Below are 18203 nucleotides of genomic sequence, written 5' to 3'. Positions count from 1 at the left end.
GTCCGGGGCTGGGGCTGGGGGCGTGGGCTTGGGTTGGTGCCGGCGGTATGCCTTGCGGTCAGGGCTCGGCTGCGGGGGTGTGCTCCGCGGGTGGTTGCTGGTTCAACGATGAGGTGCGGGTGGGGTGCGTTGGTCGCCTGCCCCGGCAGTGTGGTTCGGCCTGCCGTTGTCCGACCCGGTCTGGTCCTGCGGGTGTGTCCGTGTGCGGGTGGTCCGTGTGTGGGTGTCGGTGTGTGGGTGTGGGTGTGGGTGTGGGTGGTGGTCAGAGTCCGAGGGTGATGGCGGCTCGGGTCATTTCGGCGGTGGTGTTGATGTTGAGTTTGGTGCGGATGCGGCGGAGGTAGGCGTCGACGGTGTGGGTGGAGAGTCCCATGTGGCGGGCGGTTTGGTGGTAGGTGTGTCCGGCGGCGATGTGTCGGAGTGTTTCCTGTTCGCGGGGTGCGAGTTCGGGTGCGGGGTCGGGTGCGGGGGTGGGGGTGGTGGGTGTGTGGGTCATGGGTTTTCCTCTGCCGGGGCGGCTGGTGTGTCGGCTGCTCGCGTCCTCGGAAGCAGGAGGGGGACATTTGGCGGTATGTCCTTTTTTGTTCTCTTGTGTAGAGCGTGGTTGGGGGAGTTCATGGGGTTGTCCGTCGTCTGTCACAGGCGTGTGACAGGCCCCGTTCGGGGTGTTTACGGCCCGGCCCCGCCCTCCTAGCCCTCCCCTCCCGGGCCGGCCCGGCCCGGCCCGGCCCGGCCCGGCCCGGCCTTCCCGGCCTGGCCTTCCCGGCCTGGCGTTTCCCTCTCGGTTCGGCCCTCCCCTCCCTCCCTCCCCCCTCCCGGCCCGGCCCCGCCTGGCCCGCCTGGCCCGCCCTCCCGGCCCGCCTGGCCCGGCCCGGCCCCGCCCTCGCCCTCCCGGCCCGGCCGGTCCCGCCTGGCCCGGCTCTGCCCTCCTGGCCTGGCCCGGTCCGGCCTGGTGTTTCCCTGCCCGGGGGCCTGGAGTGTGACGGGCGGGCGGAACGGGCGCGGTTGCGGCGGGAGAGCCGCCGTCTGCGGGGGGGATGTCGGGATCCTTGAGCGGCCACGGCTTTCTTCGTGAGGGGGACCCGGTGACGGTCGTCCCGTTCATCGAGGCGGGGAAGCAGGCAGGTCACAGTGTCAAACGGGTGTGTGAGCCGGTGAAGGTCTGGTCCGTGATGCGGAGCGGAGTGTCCGCATCAGGAAGGTTCGCGAACAGTCCCGCGGCCTCTACGGGGCCCCGGGCGTGTATGCGCCCTCCCGGTGTGAGGGCCATTTCTGTGGCGGGCGCCGGGTCGCCCGGCTGATGCGTGCCGTCGGCCTGGCCGGCCGCCGCCGCAGGCGAGGGCAGCGCGCCACCATGCCCGATCCTCACGTGCAAACCCGCGCCGACCTGCTGCGACGCGTTTTCCGGCCCGGTCCGGAGGTCCTGGACATGTGCTGGTGCGGCGACATCAATCTGCATCCCGGCCGGTGGGGGCTGGCTCCACCTCGCCACTGTCATCGCCGTCGCCGCCCGCCGCGTCGTCGGCTGGGACCCCTCCGGCCTTCTCGGCACCCCGGTGGCCGCGGACGCCCTCAAAGCCGCATGCCACCAGCGGCAACCCGAAGGACCGGTCGTTTTCCATTCCGGCCGCGGCAGCCAATACACCGACGGCGCCTTCGCTGCCCTCGCCGCTGCCCACGACATCCGGCTCTTCGTCGGACGGACCGGTGTCTGCCGGGACAGTGCTCTCGCCGGATCCTTCTTCGCCGGCCTCAAGGACGAGCGCTCCGGCCTCGGCTCCCGAAGCCCAACCGAATACAGAAGCCTCGCAGCCGGACCGGCACGAACAACCTGTCCGCCAAACAGGAACAACCACAACCTCACGGGTGTGTGGCTCCCGGGTGTGTGCCTCCCGGGTGTGTGGGCCCCGGGTGTGTGGGCCCCCGGTGTGTCGGCCCCGGGTGGGTGGCTCCGGGTGGGTCTTTCGGGGTGTGAGGGTGTGTGCCGATGTGTGCTTGTGGGTGTGTGGTGTGTGGTGTGTGGTGGGTCAGGGGGTGGGTGTGGGGGGTGGTTCGTAGACGAGTTTGTAGGTGACGTCTTTGGGGACGGGGGAGGGGGCGGTGTCGGTGTAGAGGAGGCGGATGGTGCTGAAGCGTTGGGTGCCGGGGTGGTCGGGCCAGGGTTGGGGGTGGCTGAGGGTGACGGTCACCGGGTAGGGGCGGAAGCGGCCTGCCGCGCAGTAGGGGCGGCAGTCGTTGACCAGGTCGGTGCCGGTGGCCGTTGCGGTGTGGGGGCCCCAGGTGTTCCAGGTGAGGTCGACGAGCCGGTTGTTGCCGTCGCCGCAGGCCAGGAGGTATTCCTCGGGGCGTATCTGGGGTTTGGAGAAGCAGTCGACGACGACCGGGTCGGGGGCGGGTGCGGCGGTGGCTGTGGGGTGTGGTGCGCAGACCGGTATCGCGGCTGCCGCGAGGGCTGCTGCGGCGCTCAGCAGGATTCCGGTCCGGGTCCGGGTTCGGGTGCGGGCCCGCGGTCCGCGGGCGTTTCGGCTGTGTCCTGAAACGTCCACGTGACCTCCTTGCGCATCCGTCGCGCCCGGCGGCGCTGCGGCCATGCCCAGCTTCTCCGATCCGGGCGCGGGCCGCACCTGCTGGCGGCTTCCCGTCCTCGGGTGTCTCTTCTGGCCTGTGGATGCCCGGGCCTCTGCGAACCCGCGGACCCACCCAGCAGCTCCGGGAACAGCATCTCCGGGACAGGCCGCGGTGAAGGAGCCGCCCGGCCACGCTGCGGCCAGGACCGGACCCGGTCCGTCGGTCGGCCCGGGGCGGCCGTCCGTCGGTTGGCCCGCCCGCCGGCTCGCGGCCGCTGGTCTGCCGATGCGACCGACCGTCTGTGCCGTTGGTTTGTCGTGTGACCGCCCGGCCGCCGGTGTAGTACTTGGCCTGCCTGCTGCCTGCTGCCTGCTGCCTGCTGCCTGCCGTCTGCTGATGTGTGGGCCGCTGGTTTGGTGGTGTGGCCGGCCGCCGGTGCGCTGGCCCGTCTGCTGCCGTTTGCCGTTTTGGTCGGTGAGGGTTCTGTCGGTGTTCGGGGCGTGGGGGGAGTCGCACGGGGTGGGGTGCGGTGCGGGTTCCGGCGCTCTGGGGGGCTGGTGGTGTTCCCCTGGTCGAGTCTGTACGCCGCTGTGGTGCCTGTGAGCTGCCTGCTGGTGTTCCGGCCGGTCTGTGGGGGTGCCGGTGTGTCGGGCCGGTGGTGTGCCGGTTTGTGTGTCTGTCGGGGTGTCTGGCTGTCTGCCCGGCGGGTGGGTGGGTGGTGTGCCGGTCGGTGTTGGTGTGGGGGGTCAGGTGATGCCGATGGTGTAGGCGGCGCGGTAGCCGTTTTTGTGGGGTGTGAGGGGGAGTGTCATGTTTTTTGCGGCGGTTCGGTAGCGGCTGTCGTGTTGGTTGGGGTGTTCGGGTGGGGTGCGGCGGGCGTAGGGCTGGTGTGTGTAGATCCGGGTGAGCAGGTTTTCGGGGAAGAAGAACTGTGAGGTGGTCTCGGTGTGGGTGTCGGGGCGGACTTTGAAGTGGATGTGGGGGGCCAGGCCTGCGTACCAGCCGGGGACGATCGTGTGGAACACGCATTGTCCGGTGTGGTCGGTGATCTGGGTGCCGCGCAGGAAGGTGTCCTTGCCGGTGGAGTAGTGGCCGGCGGCGTCGGCGTGCCATACCTCGACGCCTGCGGCGGCGAGGGGCCGGCAGCCGTCGGGGACGCGTACCACGGTCAGGTCCAGCCGTAGTGGTACTCCGCTGCGGTCCTGGGTGATGTCGGAGCGGACCAGGTCCAGATCCAGGTAGTACGGTCCGGCGCCGGCCTGGACGGCGAGGACGCAGGCCGGGGCCGTGGTGGTGCCCGTTCCCGGCGGGGCGGGGGTCGGGGGAGGGGAGGCGGAGGGGTGTCCCGATACGGCCTGGGTCCGGGAGGGGCCGGCGCATGCCGCGTTCAGCACGGCGGCGGCTCCGGCCGAGCCGGCGGCCAGGAGAAGGGCACGGCGGCTGGTCGCCGGGGAGCCGGCGCCCGGGCCGGGGCCGGTGGTGGTGCCCGGGCCGGGGCCGGTGGTGGTGCTGGTGGTTTTGTTGTTCTCGGTCATGCGAACCCCTCACACACGCCCCGGGGGCCGTTCGTTCGCGGGGGACGGACGGCTGGACACGCGCCCCACCGTGCCGGAAGCGGCCCTGGCCGTCCGGTACCGACACACCTCCCTCCACCCCACCGGCTCCCCGCCCGCGACCCTGTCCGTGCATCCGTGCCTGTTTCGTTTCTGTCCGTGCCGCCGGTCCTTTCGGCTGCCTGCCCGCGCCTGCCGGCTCCTCGCTTCCGGTCTTCCCTGCCGCTCTGCGGCCGGGGCGGGTGCGGGGCGGTCGGTGCGGGTGCGGTCGAGGTGTTCGGCGAGGGGCTGCGGGGTGGGCCTGCGGGATGGGTCCGCGGGGTGGGTGGGTTGTGCGGGGTCGGGGGTGGTGCGGTCCGGTCCGGCCGGCTTCGGCAGCCCGTGGCCGGTGTGCCGATCGGGGCCGCTGCGCAGAGCGGGTGGCCGGTGCTGACGCCGGCGTCGACACCGGTGCCTGTGGGTCTGCTGGTTCTCTCGGTCGGCGTGTTCGTCCTGCGGACGTCCTGGGTTGCTCCGGCGGGCCGCTCATCCGGGCGGCCGGCCAGGACGGTCCGGTCCGTCGGCCGCCTCGCCGCCGTCCGTCTCCGCCTCTGCTGCTGTGCTGGTGGTCCGGGGTACGGGTTTGTTGAGGTGCGTGCCGGCTGCGGCCGCCGGCCGGGCGGGCCGGTGCGGCGGGGGACGCTGTCTTTTCCGGGCCGGTGTTCTCGGCCGGTCTCCTGGGGCGTGGCCGCGCTGCCGCCCGTATCGCCTTCACGGTGTGGGACGGTCCGGCGGACCGGCGGGCATGCGGTGCCGGTGCCCGGTGCCGGTGTGGGTGTGTACGGGGTGCGGCTGGGTGGCGGGGTTGTGGCGGTTCCGGTCTGCCGGCGGGTTGCCGTCCGGCTGACCGGCCGACCGGTCTGGGTTCCGGCCGATTCGGGTGGGGTGGGGTGTGCCCGGCGGCCCCCTGCCGGTGTCCGTGGGAACGGATCCGGAGGGGGCCGCCGGTGGGCTCGTGGTGGGGTTACCAGGAGCGGTTGAACTTCACGTGGCCGCCGTTGCGCTCGTACCAGCCGGTGAAGCCCCAGTTGATCCAGCCGCCGTCGCCCTGGTTGGTGAACTGGCCGGACTCGAAGATCCACAGGCCGTAGTGGATGTTGCCCCACTTCACGTTGGCGTAGACGCGGGTGCCCTGGAACTGGTCGTTGTAGTTCTGGCTGAGGTTGAACAGCATGACGTTGTGCCAGCCGCCGGCGGCCTTGAAGGCCTTGTCGACGGCTTCCTGTACGAAGGTGCCGCGGTCGTCGGTCTTGATGCCGCGCAGTGCGTCGGCGATGGCCTGGCCGCGGCCGAGCTGGTCCATGGAGACGTTGACGGTCACGCTCTTGTCGGCGGCGGCCGCGGCGTCGGGTTCGGACGCGGCGGGGGAGGCGGTGGCGGGGGAGGCGGGAGCGGAGACGGCGGGGGCCGGGGCGGGGTGTCCGGCGGCCTGGGCCGGGAGGGCGGCCGCCCCGGTCAGGGTGAGCGCGGTCAGGGCGATCGTGGCGAGCGTGGTGTTGCGGCGCATGACGGTGGAGTCCTGTTCTTCGGGGAGGGAAACGGGCGATGAGAGCCGGGCCCCGGGCGCCGGGGTGTGGGGCGGGGGCGTGGCGGGCTCAGGGGTGGGACCGGGGGACGGGCGTGGGGCGCGGACGCGGACGCGGGCGCGGGCACGGCCGGGGACGAGGCCGGTTCCGGGGACGGAGCGGGGAGGGGACGGAGCGGGGAGGGGACGGAGCGGGGGTGGGGCGGGGCCGGCGGGTGGCGGGTTACCAGGAGCGGCGGAAGTTGACGTAGCCGCCGTCGCGGTCGAACCAGCCGCGGAAGGCCCAGTTGATCCAGCCGCCGTCGCCGTGGTTGGTGAACTGGCCCGACTCGAAGACCAGTACCCGGTAGGTGCCGTGGATGCCGCTGACCTTGGCGTCGTAGACCACGCCGTGCAGGTTGGGGGTGTAGCTGTTGGCGTTGTTGATGACCATCACGTTGTAGCGCTGGCCCGACTCGTAGAAGGCGCCCTCCATCAGGGACTTCACGTAGCCGGAGCGGTTCTGCTTGCGCTCGATGGCGTCGTTGACGATGTTGATGATCTTCTGGGTGATGTCGAGGACCGCGGAGGCGACATCGACCTTCCCCGCGAGGGCGCCCGCCTCGCCCGGGGCGACTGCCGAGACCGCGGCCGGGGCGGGCGTCTGGGCGGCGTAGGAGGCGGTGGAGGGCAGGAGCACCCCCGCGGCGGCGACCGAGCTGACGATCATGACGGCGACACGCTTGCGGCTGATACGCATGGATCTACTCCTTCAAGGGATGTACCGGGCATTCGGTGGTTGTGGGAGCCCTGCGGGCCGACGGGCACCGAAGGGCGGGCCGGGCGGCGGCCGGCCGGGGCCGGCCGGGGCAGGGCGGGGTGGACCAGGGCAGGCCGGGGGGCAGTGGATCGGGGTGGGGCGGGAGGGGGTGTGCCGGGTGAATGCCGGACTGTGAATCCGGTACCCCCGGAACAGGATTTCCGGGGAGCGTCCGCCCGCCCTGGTACTGCCGGCCGGCGGGCCGGAAAGGAAAGGATCGGGCCTATTTCAGGCCGAACCCATTCGGCCGACCCCTCCGCCGCCCTCGATCACTGATTTACTGAAAGCGCTCTCGTGCGTCGGGGGCGGGGGAAGGTTTTTCTGGTTTTTCTGTCACCAGGAAGTGGTGAGATGGGTGGCCGCGTCGTTGTGCGGCGGCCTCCCGCCGCCGGTGCGGCGGGGGGCCGGCGCGGGGGAGAGGCCGGTGAACCGCCGGTGCAGCAGGATGGCCAGGCATCCGGCGCAGAGCAGCGAGAGGGTCTGCCACCAGGGAAGACCGGCTTCCCTGGGGCGTGGAGGGGGGTTCGGCATCGGGTTCTTCCCGTGACTTTCGCGCGGTGGTGGAACCTGCTGGCGCCCGATCGGCTCTAGAGGGCCGGAGGGCAGTGGCTTGCGGGGTTCGTCCACTCGGTGTCCCCCGGACGGCTGTCGCACGGGGCGGCGGTCCGTGCGGAAGCCGGACCGGATCCGGAGTCCGTCGCCGCGCCGGAAACAATGCTGCCCGCAATACCCGCGGCCAGCGCCGCCGTGCAGAGGAACCGAGTGAACTTCATGCTGTTCTCCTGAGAAAGTGAATTCCGATCTGATTCCTGCCGGGTCTTTCTTTCCGGTGACTCAAGAATCCCCGGCCGGGAACTCGGGGTCCAGCGGGTGCGGGCCTCAGCAAGGTGCGTGGCACGAAAGGGAGGGGTCCAAAACATGGACAGAACCAGTGATACCGGGGCATCCGCCGAGGCGTCGGGAGCCTTACCGCCCCCGTCGCACCCGGCCCGGGCCCCGCACCCGGCCCCGGAACAGGGCCAGGACCCGGGCCCGGAACAGGGCCAGGACCCGGGCCCGGAACGAGGCCGGCACCCAGGCCCGGACGCGCTCCCGGCTGTGGCCCCTGTCCCGGGCCCGGACGCGCTCCCGGCTGTGGCCCCTGTCCCGGGCCCGGACGCGCTCCCGGCTGTGGCCCCTGTCCCGGGCCCGGACGCGCTCCCGGCTGTGGCCCCTGTCCCGGGCGTGGACCCATCCCCGGCTGTGGCCCCTGTCCCGGGCCTGGACCCATTCCCGGCTGTGATCCCTGTCCCGGGCGTGGACCCATCCCTGGCTGTGGCTGTGGCTGTGGCTGTGGCTGTGGCTACGGGCCCGGGCCCGACTGTGGCTGCGGCCTCGGCCCCGTCTTCCGCCCCGTCCCCGGACCTGCCCTCGGCTCCGGCTCCGTCCCCGGACCTGCCCTCGGCTCCGGCCCCTGTCGCGGACCGGGGCCCGTCCCCGCACCCGCCCCAAGGCCAGGACCCGCGCCCGGACCCGGCACCGGTTGCCGCCTCGGAGCCGGGCCTGGCCCCGGTCGGGGCCCGGTCTCCGCACCCAGTCCCTGCCCGGGCCACTGACAGCGCTCCAGGCCCGGGCCCGGACCCGCTTCCTGCTCCGACCCCCATCGCGGACCGGGCCCCGGCTCCGGCCCCTGCGCAGGCCTTGGACCGGGCTCAGGCCCCGGCTCCGGACCGGGAGCCGGACCCGGACCGGGGCCAGGAGCAGGACCCGGCCGCGGACCGGGCGCTGTTCCCGGCCTCGGCCTCGGCCCCGCACCGAAACCAGGACTCGCCCCCGCGCCCGGACCGGGAGCTGTACCCGGGCCAGGACCAGAACCCGCTCCCGCTCCCGGCCCCGTCCCTGGAACCAGCCCCAGCCCGGGTCGCGTCCTCGCCCCCGGCCACGGACCGGGCTGCGGCCCCAGCAGCGGACCCGGCCCCGCACCGGGGTCAGGACCCGCTGGCGGCCCCGGTCACGGTCACGGATCGGGCTCCGGCCCCAGTCCCGGATGCAGGCCCGGGCCCCGAACCGCACCCGGCCCCATCCCTGGCCTCGGGCCCGGGCCGTGCTCAGCACCCGCACCCGCACCCGTACCGGGCCGCGCACTCTTCTCCGGCCCCTGACCCGCTCTCGGGCCTGGCGCAGGGCGCGGGCCAGTCCCCGCTCCCGGTCGTGGCCGCGGATCAAGCCCCGCTCCCGTTCCCTGTCTCGGCCCCGGCCCCGGCTGCGGCTCCGGGCCCGGCTGTGGCTGCAGTGCCGGCTGCGGACCCGTTCCCGGCCTCGGACCCGCTTTCGTTCCCGGCCTCGGACCGGGAGCCGCACCGGGAGCCGCACCGGGACCAGGCCCCGTTCCCGGTCGTGGCCGCGGATCGAGCCCCGGATCCGTTTGCTGTCCCGGCCGCAGCTCCAGCGCCGCTCCCCTCCGCGACCGCGGACGCGTCCCCGGTCGCGGACCGCGCCGCGGCCCCGCCACCGCCTCCGTTCCCGGAGCCGGCGGCGGGGGAGGTCGCGGAGCTCGGTCCGGCCGCGGTCCGGCTCTACACCCGGCTGCTGGAGGGCGGCCCCCAGCCGACCACCGCCCTGGCCACCGCGCTCGGCCTGAGCGAGGAACACACCGGGCACGCCGCCGCCGAACTCCTCCGCCACCGCCTCCTGGCCCGCGACCCCGACACCACCCCCGCCCGGTGGCGGGCCGTCAGCCCCTACACCGCCGCCGCCGAACTGGTCGGACCGGAGGAGAACCGGCTGCGCCGCCGCCTGGAGACCCTGGAACGCACCCGCGCCAGGCTCAGCTCGCTGATCCCCCTGTACGAGGAGACCTACCGCCGTGGTACCGACTCCGGCGCCGTCGAGGTCGTCGAGTCCCGCGACCGCGTCATGCTCCTCATCGCGGACACCGCGGCCCGCTGCACCGAGGAGGTCCTCACCGTCCAGCCCGGCGGCGGCCGCCCGCCCGGCTACCTCGAACGCGCGCTCCCGCGGGACCTGGAGATGCTGGGCCGCGGAGTACGCCTGCACACCCTCTACCAGCACACCGCCCGCTACAGCCCCGGCACCCAGGAATACGTCCGGGCCGTCAGCGCCGCCGGCGCCGAGGTCCGCACCCTGGGCGAACTCTTCGGCAAGATGCTGGTCTTCGACCGTGCCACGGCCTTCCTCCCGGTCTGGGACAACCCCGACGCCGCCGTCGTCCTGCGCGAACCCTCCGCCGTCGCCTTCCTCTGCTCGGTCTTCGCCAACGCCTGGGGCCTGGCCGAGCCCTTCTCCGCCTCCTACACCGCGACCACCGCGACCCAGCTGCAGGACACGATCGCCGGCCGGCTCGCCGACGGCGCCAAGGACGAGCTCATCGCCCGCCGGCTCGGCATGTCCCTGCGGACCTGCCGGCGCCACATCGCCGAGCTGATGGACGAACTGGGCGCCGAGAGCCGCTTCCAGGCCGGATACCTCCTCGCCCTGCGCTCGGCGTCCACCGCCCCACCACCCGCAGACCCCCACCGCGCCACCACCGCCCCCTGACCCCCGCCCCCTGCGGGCGCCGTCGGCCAGTCAGCCCGCCGGTCCGTCGGTCAGTCGGCCCACCCGCCGCCCGCCCGGCGGGAGGCATGCCTGGGCTGGCCCCCCGGCAGGCCACCCCGCCCGGCTGGGGCCCAGGGCCTTGCCCGCGCTGTCCGGCGGGAGCCCCCACCCCGTCGGCCATCCGCCCGGACCGCCCCCGTCGGCGGGAGGCCCTGCCTGGGGTGGCCCACCGCTCGGTCACCGCCGCCCCCGCCCGGTCGGCCCCGGCAGCCGTTGCCCGGTGGGAGGGCCGGACCCCTCCCGGCCCCGCCCGGGGCGGAAGCTCCTACCCCCCGCCGGCCGCCCGTCGGGCCCCCGCCCGGCAGGAAGGCACTCCGCCCGTGCCACGTGTCGAACACCCACCCCGCCCCCATCCTTCAGGAGTTGGTGTCACACCCGCAGCCGAGCAGCCCCCGGCAGAGGGAAACCCCTGACCGGGCGGGGTGGGACGGGGCGGGACGGGGCGGTGACAGCGTTGCCATCTCGTTAAGGATTCACTTCTTGACGACAGCGGTGCGGGCACGTTGACTGCCTCCACCCCGGCCGTACGGACACGGCCCCGTCAGGGAGGCTCACCTCGTGAACGCGTACCTGGGGCGTGCCCCCATAGCTCTGGCCGTCGTGGCGCTCGCCGCCGCACTCACCGCCTGCGGAACCACCGAAGAAGGCGGCAGCGGCAGCAGCGACGCGGTCAGGATCGGCCTGCTGCTCCCCGAGAACGAGACCGCGCGCTACGAGAAGTTCGACAAGCCGCTGATGGAGAAGAAGGTCGCCCTGCTGACCCTGGGCAAGGGCAAGGTCCTCTACGCCAACGCGGCCGGGGACGCGGCCCGGCAGAACACCCAGGCCGAAGCGATGATCAAGGACAAGGTGGACGTCCTGGTCATCGACGCGGTGGACTCCAAGGCCATCGCCGGCGCGGTGACGAAGGCCAAGGAGGCCGGCATCGCGGTCGTCGCCTACGACCGCCTGGCCGAGGGCCCGATCGACGCCTACACCTCCTTCGACAACGAGGACATCGGCCGCGTCCAGGGCAAGGCGATGCTGGAGGCCCTGGGCGACAAGGCCAGGACCGGGAAGATCGTCATGATGAACGGCGCGGTCACCGACCCCAACGCCGCCAGCTTCAAGGCCGGCGCCCGCTCCGTGCTCGACGGCAAGGTCAACGTCGGCAAGGAGTACGACACCGTCGAGTGGAAGCCGGAGAACGCCAACACCAACATGACCGCCGCGCTCTCCGCACTCGGCAGGGACAAGATCGTCGGCGTCTACTCCGCCAACGACGGCATGGCCGGCGGCATCATCTCCGCCCTCAAGGCCGCCGGCGTCTCCCCGCTGCCGCCGGTCACCGGCCAGGACGCCGAACTCGCCGGCATACGCCGCATCGTCGCCGGCGACCAGCACATGACCGTCTACAAGCCCTACGCCCGCGAGGCCGAGGCCGCGGCCGAACTCGCCGTCCTCCTCGCCAAGGGCGACAAGATCGACGGCATCATCAACCAGGTGGTCTCCAGCCCCACCAACAAGCGCGTGCCGGCCGTCCTGATCCCCGGCACGGCGGTGAACCGGAACAACATCGCCACCACCGTGGTCCTCGACGGCGTCTACAGCATCGAGGACATCTGCACCGAAACCCTCAAGGCCACCTGCGAAGAGATCGGCCTGAAGTAACACCCACCCCACCCCCGCCGCACCCCACCCGCGCGGGCCCCGCGCAGATCCGCCACACAGATCTACGCGGGCCCGTGCGGCCCGTGCGGACCTGTGCGGACCGGTGCGGGCCCCCGCCCGCGGGCGGGAGGTGCCGGCGGCGGCACCGGACATGAAGGAGTACGCCGCCGGGCCCGCCCACCCCCGCCCCCTCATGCTCCCCGCCCCGCCCCGCCCTGCCCGCACCCCGGCACTCCCTCGCCGCCCCGCATCCCCAGACCGCCCGGCATCCCCGGCCGCCCCGCATCCCGCCCGCCCATGCCCGGCCCTCGCCGCCCGTACCGCCTCTGCCGGTCCTCGGCCGCTCCATGTCCGCCCGTGCAGGCCCGCGCCCCCGCGCGGCCCGTGCCGCCTCCGCTGCTCGTGTCGCCCGCCCCGCCTCGCGTCCCCCGTGCCAGCCCGTACCGTCCGCGCCGCCCGTACCGTCCGCGCCGTCCGAGCGGCCAGTGCCGCCTCGCGCTGCTCGTAACGCCCGTACTGCCCGTACCGCCCGGTGTCCGCCCGCGCCGGCCCGTGCTGCCTCCGCCGCCGCACCAGCCTGGGCTGCTCGGACCCCCGCACTGCCGGTACCGCCTCGTGCCTCTGTGTCAGCCCGCGCCGCCTGGCATCCCCCTGGTGCCGCCCGCGCCGGCCCGCAGCCGCCCGTGCCGTCCGAGCTGCCCGTGCCGTCCGAGCTGCCCGCGCTGCGCCTCTTGCCGCCCGTGTTGTCCGAGCCGCCAGTGCCCCGCGTACCGCCCGCTGCGCGCCCGCGCCGCCCGCCCCGCCTCGCGCTGCTCCCGTACCGCCCACCCCGCCTTGCGCCCCTGCACCAGCCCGCCACGCCTCGTGCCCCCGCGCCCGCCCGGAGCGGCCCGTGCCGCCCCACGCCGCCCCCTGCCGCCCCGCGCTGCCCGCGCGTCCGTGCCGGCCCGCGCGCCCGCCGACGACCGTAACTCCCGTGCGGTGGTGCGCGAGCGGGTGGAAGGATGAACTCATGGGACAGTCACTGCCGTTCGGGGATGTGCTGCGCGCGGAACTCGGGGTGCCGGGGCCCGCCCGGCGGCTGGCCAGCAGTCCCCGCTCGCGCGTGTGGCGCGTCGACCTCGCCCAAGGGCCCGCCGTTCTCAAGCAGATCGTCGCCGGTCCCGGCGCCGACGACGCCTACGCCCGCGAGACGGCCTCGCTGCGCATCGCCGCCCGGGCCCGGCCCCCGGTGGCGCCCGTCCTCCTGGCCACCGACCCCGGGCAACGGGTCCTGGTGACCGAACACCTCGACCACCGCGAACCGGCCCCCGACTGGACCGTCGGCTACGCCGCCGCGCTCGCACGCCTGCACGCCACCACCGGCCCCGAGGACACCGGTACGCTGCCGCGCCGGCAGGGCCCGGAGCCGGCCGACGCCGCCGCCTTCCTCCGGCTGGCCCGGACGCTCGGCGTCCCCGCCCCCGTCACCGACAGTGCGGCCGGCGAACTCGCCAACCTGCTGGACCGGCTCGGCCGGGCACCCGGGCACGCCCTGCTCCACGGCGACCCCTGCCCCGGCAACGACCTCCACACCACCGCGGGGATCAGGTTCGTCGACTTCGAGCAGGCCTGCCTGGGCAGCGCCCTGACGGAGCTGGCCTACCTGCGCATCGGCTTCCCCACCTGCTGGTGCGTCACCTCGCCGCCCGAACCGCTGCTGCGGCGGGCCGAGGACGCCTACCGCACCCAGTGGCGCGCAGCGACCGGCACCGACGTGCCCGGCCTGGCCGACGGCGGCCTCACCGACGCATGCGCCGGCTGGCTGCTGCGCGGCGACGCACTGGTCCAGCGGGCCCGCCGCGACGGCACCGACCACCTGGCCCGCGCCGCGCGCCGGGACTGGAGGTGGGGCACCGCGACCGCCCGCCAGCGACTGCTCCACCGCCTGCGGACCGTCGCCGCGATGACCGCCGGCCATCCCGCCCTGGCCGGTGTGAGCGACCTCACCACCGCCATGCACCACCGCATGCTCACCCGCTGGCCCGCACTCCGCCCGGTGCCCGCCGAACGCCCCTCGGCCACCCCCTGAGCCACCCCTGCCGGGCCACCCCCCGAGCCCCCTCCCCAACCAGCCCTCCTGAGCATCCTCCGAGCAGCCCCCGAGCCCCCGAGCGCCCCCGGAACAACGCCGCCCGGGAAACCTGCGGAAGCCTGCGGACAGCCTGCGGACAGCCTCCGGGGGACCCGTGAGGAGCAGGCCGGTAGTGCACCCCTGAGCACAACCCCGTAAAGATCCGCAAAGGCCCGTAAACCCACGTAGAAGCACCTGCAAGCCCCGCGGGAGCCCCGGCGAAGAGCCCGCCGAGGACCCGGCGGGGAGCCCGGCGAAGCCCGGCGGAAAGGGACCCGCGGCGGACCCGCGGGAGACCTGCCCACGCCCCCGCGGCGGACCCGCCCACGCCCGGCGCGAAGCCCGCCGTGAACGGCCCGCCCGCCCCGTTCCGCCCCCGCCCGCCCCGGGCCCCGCAGCCCGGCCCGCCGGCCGCCGCCGGACCGCCGTACGCCCCCACACGCACCCCGCGGCGCACATCCCCGCGCCCCGCAACCCGACCCGCCCGACCCGCCCGCACCCGCCCGCACCGCCCGTCCCACCCACCCCCCGGAGTGACGTGCGCCACTCCACCCCCGCCTCAACCCCCGCCCAAGCAATACCAAATCGGTACAAGCCGCCCATATGTCGTATTCAACTGGTTTGTTTCCATATGGTGCTTGAGGGTGTGTCAGCAGAAAACACGCGGGGCATAATCGGCCCCGGTCGTCTCCGGAAGTGCTGGAGCCATCGGGGCACCGACTCCCGCCCTTCGGCGCGCACCCGCACCGGACCGACCCCCAAGGCGCCCGTAGATGTCCCTGGCCAGCCGCACCCGCCTCGCGGCCCTGCTCGCCGCACTCACCGTCGGCGCCGCCGGGGTCACCACCTGGGCCCACGGAGACACCGACGCCCACCCGGCCGCCCCCCACGCCCCCCTGCGGCCCAGCGTCACCGAGGGCACCGTCCTGCAGCTCGTCGCCCACCCCGACGACGACCTCTTCTTCATGAACCCCGACCTCAGCCGCTCCATATCCACCGGCATCAAGGTCACCACCGTCTACCTCACCGCCGGCGAGTCCGACGGCCGCAACGAAGCCCACAGCCCCCACCTGCAGGACCCCGCCCGCCCCGCCGACCACGCCGCCTACGCCGAAGCCCGCCAGAACGGCATACGCGCCGCCTACGCCGAAATGGCCACCGGCCGCCGCACCAGCACCTGGCAGCGCACCTCCATACCCACCGCCGGCGGCGGCAGCGCCGAGGTCGACGTCCTCCTCGACCGCCCCGAGGTCAACCTCGTCTGGATGCAGATGCGCGAGGCCCGCAGCATCTCCGGCGACAACCCCGACAGCCTGCGCGGCCTGTGGGACGGCAAGATCCCCGCCCTCGGCTCCCAGCTCGCCTCCCACACCCCCGTCGCCACCCCCTTCACCTACACCAAGGACCAGGCCGTCCAGGCCATCGCCGGCGTCCTCGCCCGCTACAAACCCACCACCATCCGCACCCAGGACCCCACCCCCGGCCGCACCCGCCCCGACGGCGCCTTCCACGACCACCAGGACCACATGTACGGGGCCCGCTTCGTCCAGGCGGCCACCGAACGCTACGCCGCCCTCACCGACCGGCCCCACTTCTCCGTCCAGAACTACGTCAGCTACCCCAACAGCTCCCTGCCCCCCACCCTCGACGCCAAGGCCGCCGAGGAGAAACTCGGCTACCTCAAGACCTACGCCTGGAGCGACCACCAGGACTGGTGCGGCAGCCCCGCCGGCTGCGGCGACCGCAAGACCGCGACCCGCCCCACCGGCGCCGGATGGAACCGGACCATCCGCTACAGCCGCGGCGAGAGCACCACCTGGATGACCGAAGGCACCCCCGGCCGGCTCTACGCCTTCGCCGCCCTCGACGGACAGATCGCCCACTGGACCCGCCCCGGCCCCACCGCGGACTGGCAGGGCCCCCGCTTCCTGCCCGCCACCGCCCCCGGCACCACCCTCGACGCCGGCGTGTCCACCGCCCGTCTCCCCGACGGCCGCATCGCCGTCCTCGCCACCCGCACCACCCTGGGCACCACCGCCCGGGACTACCGGCGCGAAACCGTCTACGCCCTCCAGAGCGCCCCCGGCGCCGGCTTCGGCCCCTGGCACAGCCTCGGCACCCCCGACACCCCCGGCACCGGCGACGCCGGCGACACCTCCGGCACCGGCGACACCTCCGCCACCACGGCCACCGGCGCACCCACCGCCGCCGTCGACACCACCGGCCGCATCACCGTCTACGTACGCGACTCCCGGCGCACCCTGCACGCCCGCACCCAGCCCGCCCCCGACACCGCCTTCGGCCCCTGGCAGACCCTCGGCGGCACCGCCCTGCAGGGCGACCCCGTCACCGCCACCGACCGCGCCGGACGCCGCCACGTGTACGCGGCCACCGACCGCACCGTCCTGGCCTGGACCCAGCCCGCCCCCGGCGCCCCGCTCGCCGGACCCTTCCCCACCGGCCTGCCCGCGACCACCGGCGTGCTCTCCGCCACCGCGCAGGACGACGGCGTCCGCCTCTCCTTCCGCCGCCCCGGCACCGGCACCGTCACCACCACCCTGGCCACCGCCGCCGCCGGCCCTGCCGCCGGCCCGGTCCTCTCCCCGCCCGCCGACGCGGGCGGCGAAGGCGGCTACGGCGCCGTCGGCACCGCCGGCCACCTCCTCACCGGCCGCGCCGCCACCGGCACCGCCGCCGTCACCCTCCCCGGACAGACACCCGCCTGGCACGAGTCCCAGATGCTCTACACCGGCGCCCCGGCCGCCCTCACCGCACCCGACGGCACCGGCCTGGCCGCCGCCCTCGGCCTGGACGCCGGCCTGCACCTCACCACCACACCCCCGCCCACCCCCACCCCGGCGCCCACCGCACCCACCGCGCCCGCACCCCCCACGCCGTGGCACCGCGCCATCACCCCCACCGCCCTCGCCCAGGCCGCCCGCCAGCCCTCCGGCTGGCAGAGGTGACCCCCACCGAGCGACGATGACCACCCCACCCGCCACCAGCCCCGTCCCGACCGCCCCACCCACCCGGCCGATCCCGGCTTCCGCCGCCCGGACCACCGCCCGGCCGGTCCCGGCCACCGCAGCCACCCCGGACACCGTCCGGCCGGTCCCGGCCCCCTGCGCCGTCCCGGCTGCCGTCCGGCCCGTTCCGCCGGCTTCGCCCACCCGGGCTACTACCACCCGGCCGGTTCCCGCCACTTCGGCCGCCCGGACTACCGTCCGGCCCATCCCGCCCGGCCGTGCCGTTCCGGCCGCTGCACCCGCCCCACCCGCCACCTGGCCCGTCCCGGCCGCTTCACCCACCCGGCCGGTCCCGGCTGCAGCCGCCCGGGCCACCGCCCGGCCGGTCCCGGCCCCCTGCGTCGTCCCGGCTGCCGTCCGGCCCGTTCCGCCGGCTTCGCCCACCCGGGCTACCACCCGGCCGGTTCCCGCCACTTCGGCCGCCCGGACTACCGTCCGGCCCGTCCGGCCCGGCTGTGCCGTCCTGGCCGCTTCCGCCGCCCGGGCCACCATCCCCGCCACCTCGGCCACCTCGGTCACCCGGGCTCTGCCGGTCACGTGGGAGCCGCGGCCGTACCGGCCGCCCCCGCTCGTCCGGAGTGCCCGGGCCACCGCCTCAGCGACCCCGCCCGTCCCGCCCACCCGGGCCACCGCTTCAGCCGGCCCGGCCACCACCCCGTCCGTACCGGCCGCCCCGCCGCCCCCATCCCGCCGGTCGCGCCGGCGTCCCGGCCGGGCACACCACGCCGGACCGGGCCGGGGCCCGCGTCCTGCCGCCGCCCTTCCATGTCCTGACCGCCGGTGAACGGGGCCCCCATGACCGCTTCCCGCACCCCCACGGGGCCGGCGGCGGCCGTCCGCGCCCTGGCCCTGGCCGTCTGCCTGGCGGTGACGGCCCTCGCCACCGGCTGCCGTGACGACACCGCCCCGGCCTGGGACCACCCGCGGCTCGCAGCCACCCTGAACGCCCTCTCCACCGCCCTCGCACAAGGCTGCGCCACCCCCGACCCCGCCCACTGCGCCGACCGCCTCGACCGCCTCGACACCCTGGCCCGGCGCGCCTTCACCGAAGTACTCGACCACCGCCTCCTCGACCAGGCCTGCCTCGACGCCGAGAGCGACGTACGCCGGGCCAGAACCCTCCGCCTGGCCGCCACCACCACCGCCCGGTCACCCGCCCCGGACCGGTCACCGGACCGGTCACCGGACCGGTCTCCTCAGGACCCCCGCCGCCTCGCCCTCGCACGGGCGGTCGCCGCCGAACAGGCCGCCTACCGCCGCCTGCTGGCCGCCCTGGAGAAGGTCCGCACCACCCCGCCCCCCGGCGCGGCGACCGGACCCGCCTGACCCGACA

General features: G+C 74.9%; 11 protein-coding genes and 2 pseudogenes. 7 read left to right on the top strand and 6 right to left on the bottom strand.

Annotated elements, in window-relative coordinates; all coding sequences use genetic code 11:
• Positions 1-262 precede the first annotated feature (262 nt).
• Complete coding sequence (locus NRK68_RS36370; RefSeq protein ID WP_257858417.1) at positions 263-496, bottom strand: response regulator transcription factor; 234 nt, start codon at positions 494-496, stop codon at positions 263-265.
• Between the two features lie 666 nt (positions 497-1162).
• Here NRK68_RS36370 and NRK68_RS37040 point away from each other — a divergent pair.
• Positions 1163-1327 (top strand): annotated as a pseudogene (locus tag NRK68_RS37040) (IS3 family transposase); the annotation flags it as partial.
• Positions 1305-1649 (top strand): annotated as a pseudogene (locus tag NRK68_RS37035) (DDE-type integrase/transposase/recombinase); the annotation flags it as partial. The pseudogenes NRK68_RS37040 and NRK68_RS37035, both read left to right, overlap by 23 nt.
• A gap of 378 nt (positions 1650-2027) precedes the next feature.
• Here the strand turns inward: NRK68_RS37035 and NRK68_RS36360 are convergent.
• The 5 genes from NRK68_RS36360 to NRK68_RS36340 form a co-directional block, all read right to left on the bottom strand.
• The gene (locus NRK68_RS36360) at positions 2028-2546 is read right to left on the bottom strand and encodes a hypothetical protein (protein WP_257858432.1); all 519 of its coding nucleotides are present in this window, start codon (positions 2544-2546) and stop codon (positions 2028-2030) included.
• A 768-nt stretch (positions 2547-3314) separates the two neighbouring features.
• Positions 3315-4103, bottom strand: coding sequence for a dioxygenase family protein (locus tag NRK68_RS36355; protein ID WP_257858415.1), 789 nt, complete (start codon positions 4101-4103; stop codon positions 3315-3317).
• A gap of 1021 nt (positions 4104-5124) precedes the next feature.
• Positions 5125-5667: a stress protein gene (locus NRK68_RS36350; protein WP_257858413.1), complete on the bottom strand. Its 543-nt coding sequence runs from the start codon at positions 5665-5667 to the stop codon at positions 5125-5127.
• Positions 5668-5908: 241 nt separating this feature from the next.
• Complete coding sequence (locus NRK68_RS36860; RefSeq protein WP_308296358.1) at positions 5909-6424, bottom strand: stress protein; 516 nt, start codon at positions 6422-6424, stop codon at positions 5909-5911.
• A 393-nt stretch (positions 6425-6817) separates the two neighbouring features.
• A complete protein-coding gene (locus tag NRK68_RS36340; protein WP_183069794.1) occupies positions 6818-7015 on the bottom strand; it encodes a hypothetical protein in 198 nt (65 codons plus the stop codon).
• A gap of 1845 nt (positions 7016-8860) precedes the next feature.
• Here NRK68_RS36340 and NRK68_RS36330 point away from each other — a divergent pair.
• From NRK68_RS36330 to NRK68_RS36310, 5 genes are all read left to right on the top strand, one after another.
• On the top strand, positions 8861-10021 hold the full coding sequence (locus NRK68_RS36330; protein ID WP_257858412.1) for a LuxR family transcriptional regulator: 1161 nt from the start codon (positions 8861-8863) through the stop codon (positions 10019-10021).
• A 618-nt stretch (positions 10022-10639) separates the two neighbouring features.
• Positions 10640-11731: a sugar ABC transporter substrate-binding protein gene (locus tag NRK68_RS36325; RefSeq protein ID WP_183069796.1), complete on the top strand. Its 1092-nt coding sequence runs from the start codon at positions 10640-10642 to the stop codon at positions 11729-11731.
• Positions 11732-12743: 1012 nt separating this feature from the next.
• Positions 12744-13802 (top strand): aminoglycoside phosphotransferase family protein, encoded by a 1059-nt coding sequence (locus NRK68_RS36320; RefSeq protein ID WP_257858411.1) that lies wholly within the window; start codon positions 12744-12746, stop codon positions 13800-13802.
• Positions 13803-14617: 815 nt separating this feature from the next.
• Positions 14618-16810 carry a PIG-L family deacetylase gene (locus tag NRK68_RS36315; RefSeq protein ID WP_257858410.1) on the top strand — a complete coding sequence of 731 codons (2193 nt, stop codon included), beginning with the start codon at positions 14618-14620 and terminating at the stop codon, positions 16808-16810.
• A gap of 855 nt (positions 16811-17665) precedes the next feature.
• A complete protein-coding gene (locus tag NRK68_RS36310) occupies positions 17666-18196 on the top strand; it encodes a hypothetical protein (RefSeq protein WP_257858409.1) in 531 nt (176 codons plus the stop codon).
• Positions 18197-18203 lie beyond the last annotated feature (7 nt).

The organism is Streptomyces yangpuensis (genome assembly GCF_024666385.1).
GTDB lineage: Bacteria > Actinomycetota > Actinomycetes > Streptomycetales > Streptomycetaceae > Streptomyces > Streptomyces yangpuensis.
Note: the sequence above shows the minus strand (reverse complement) of the source record. Positions and strands in the feature narration are given on the sequence as shown.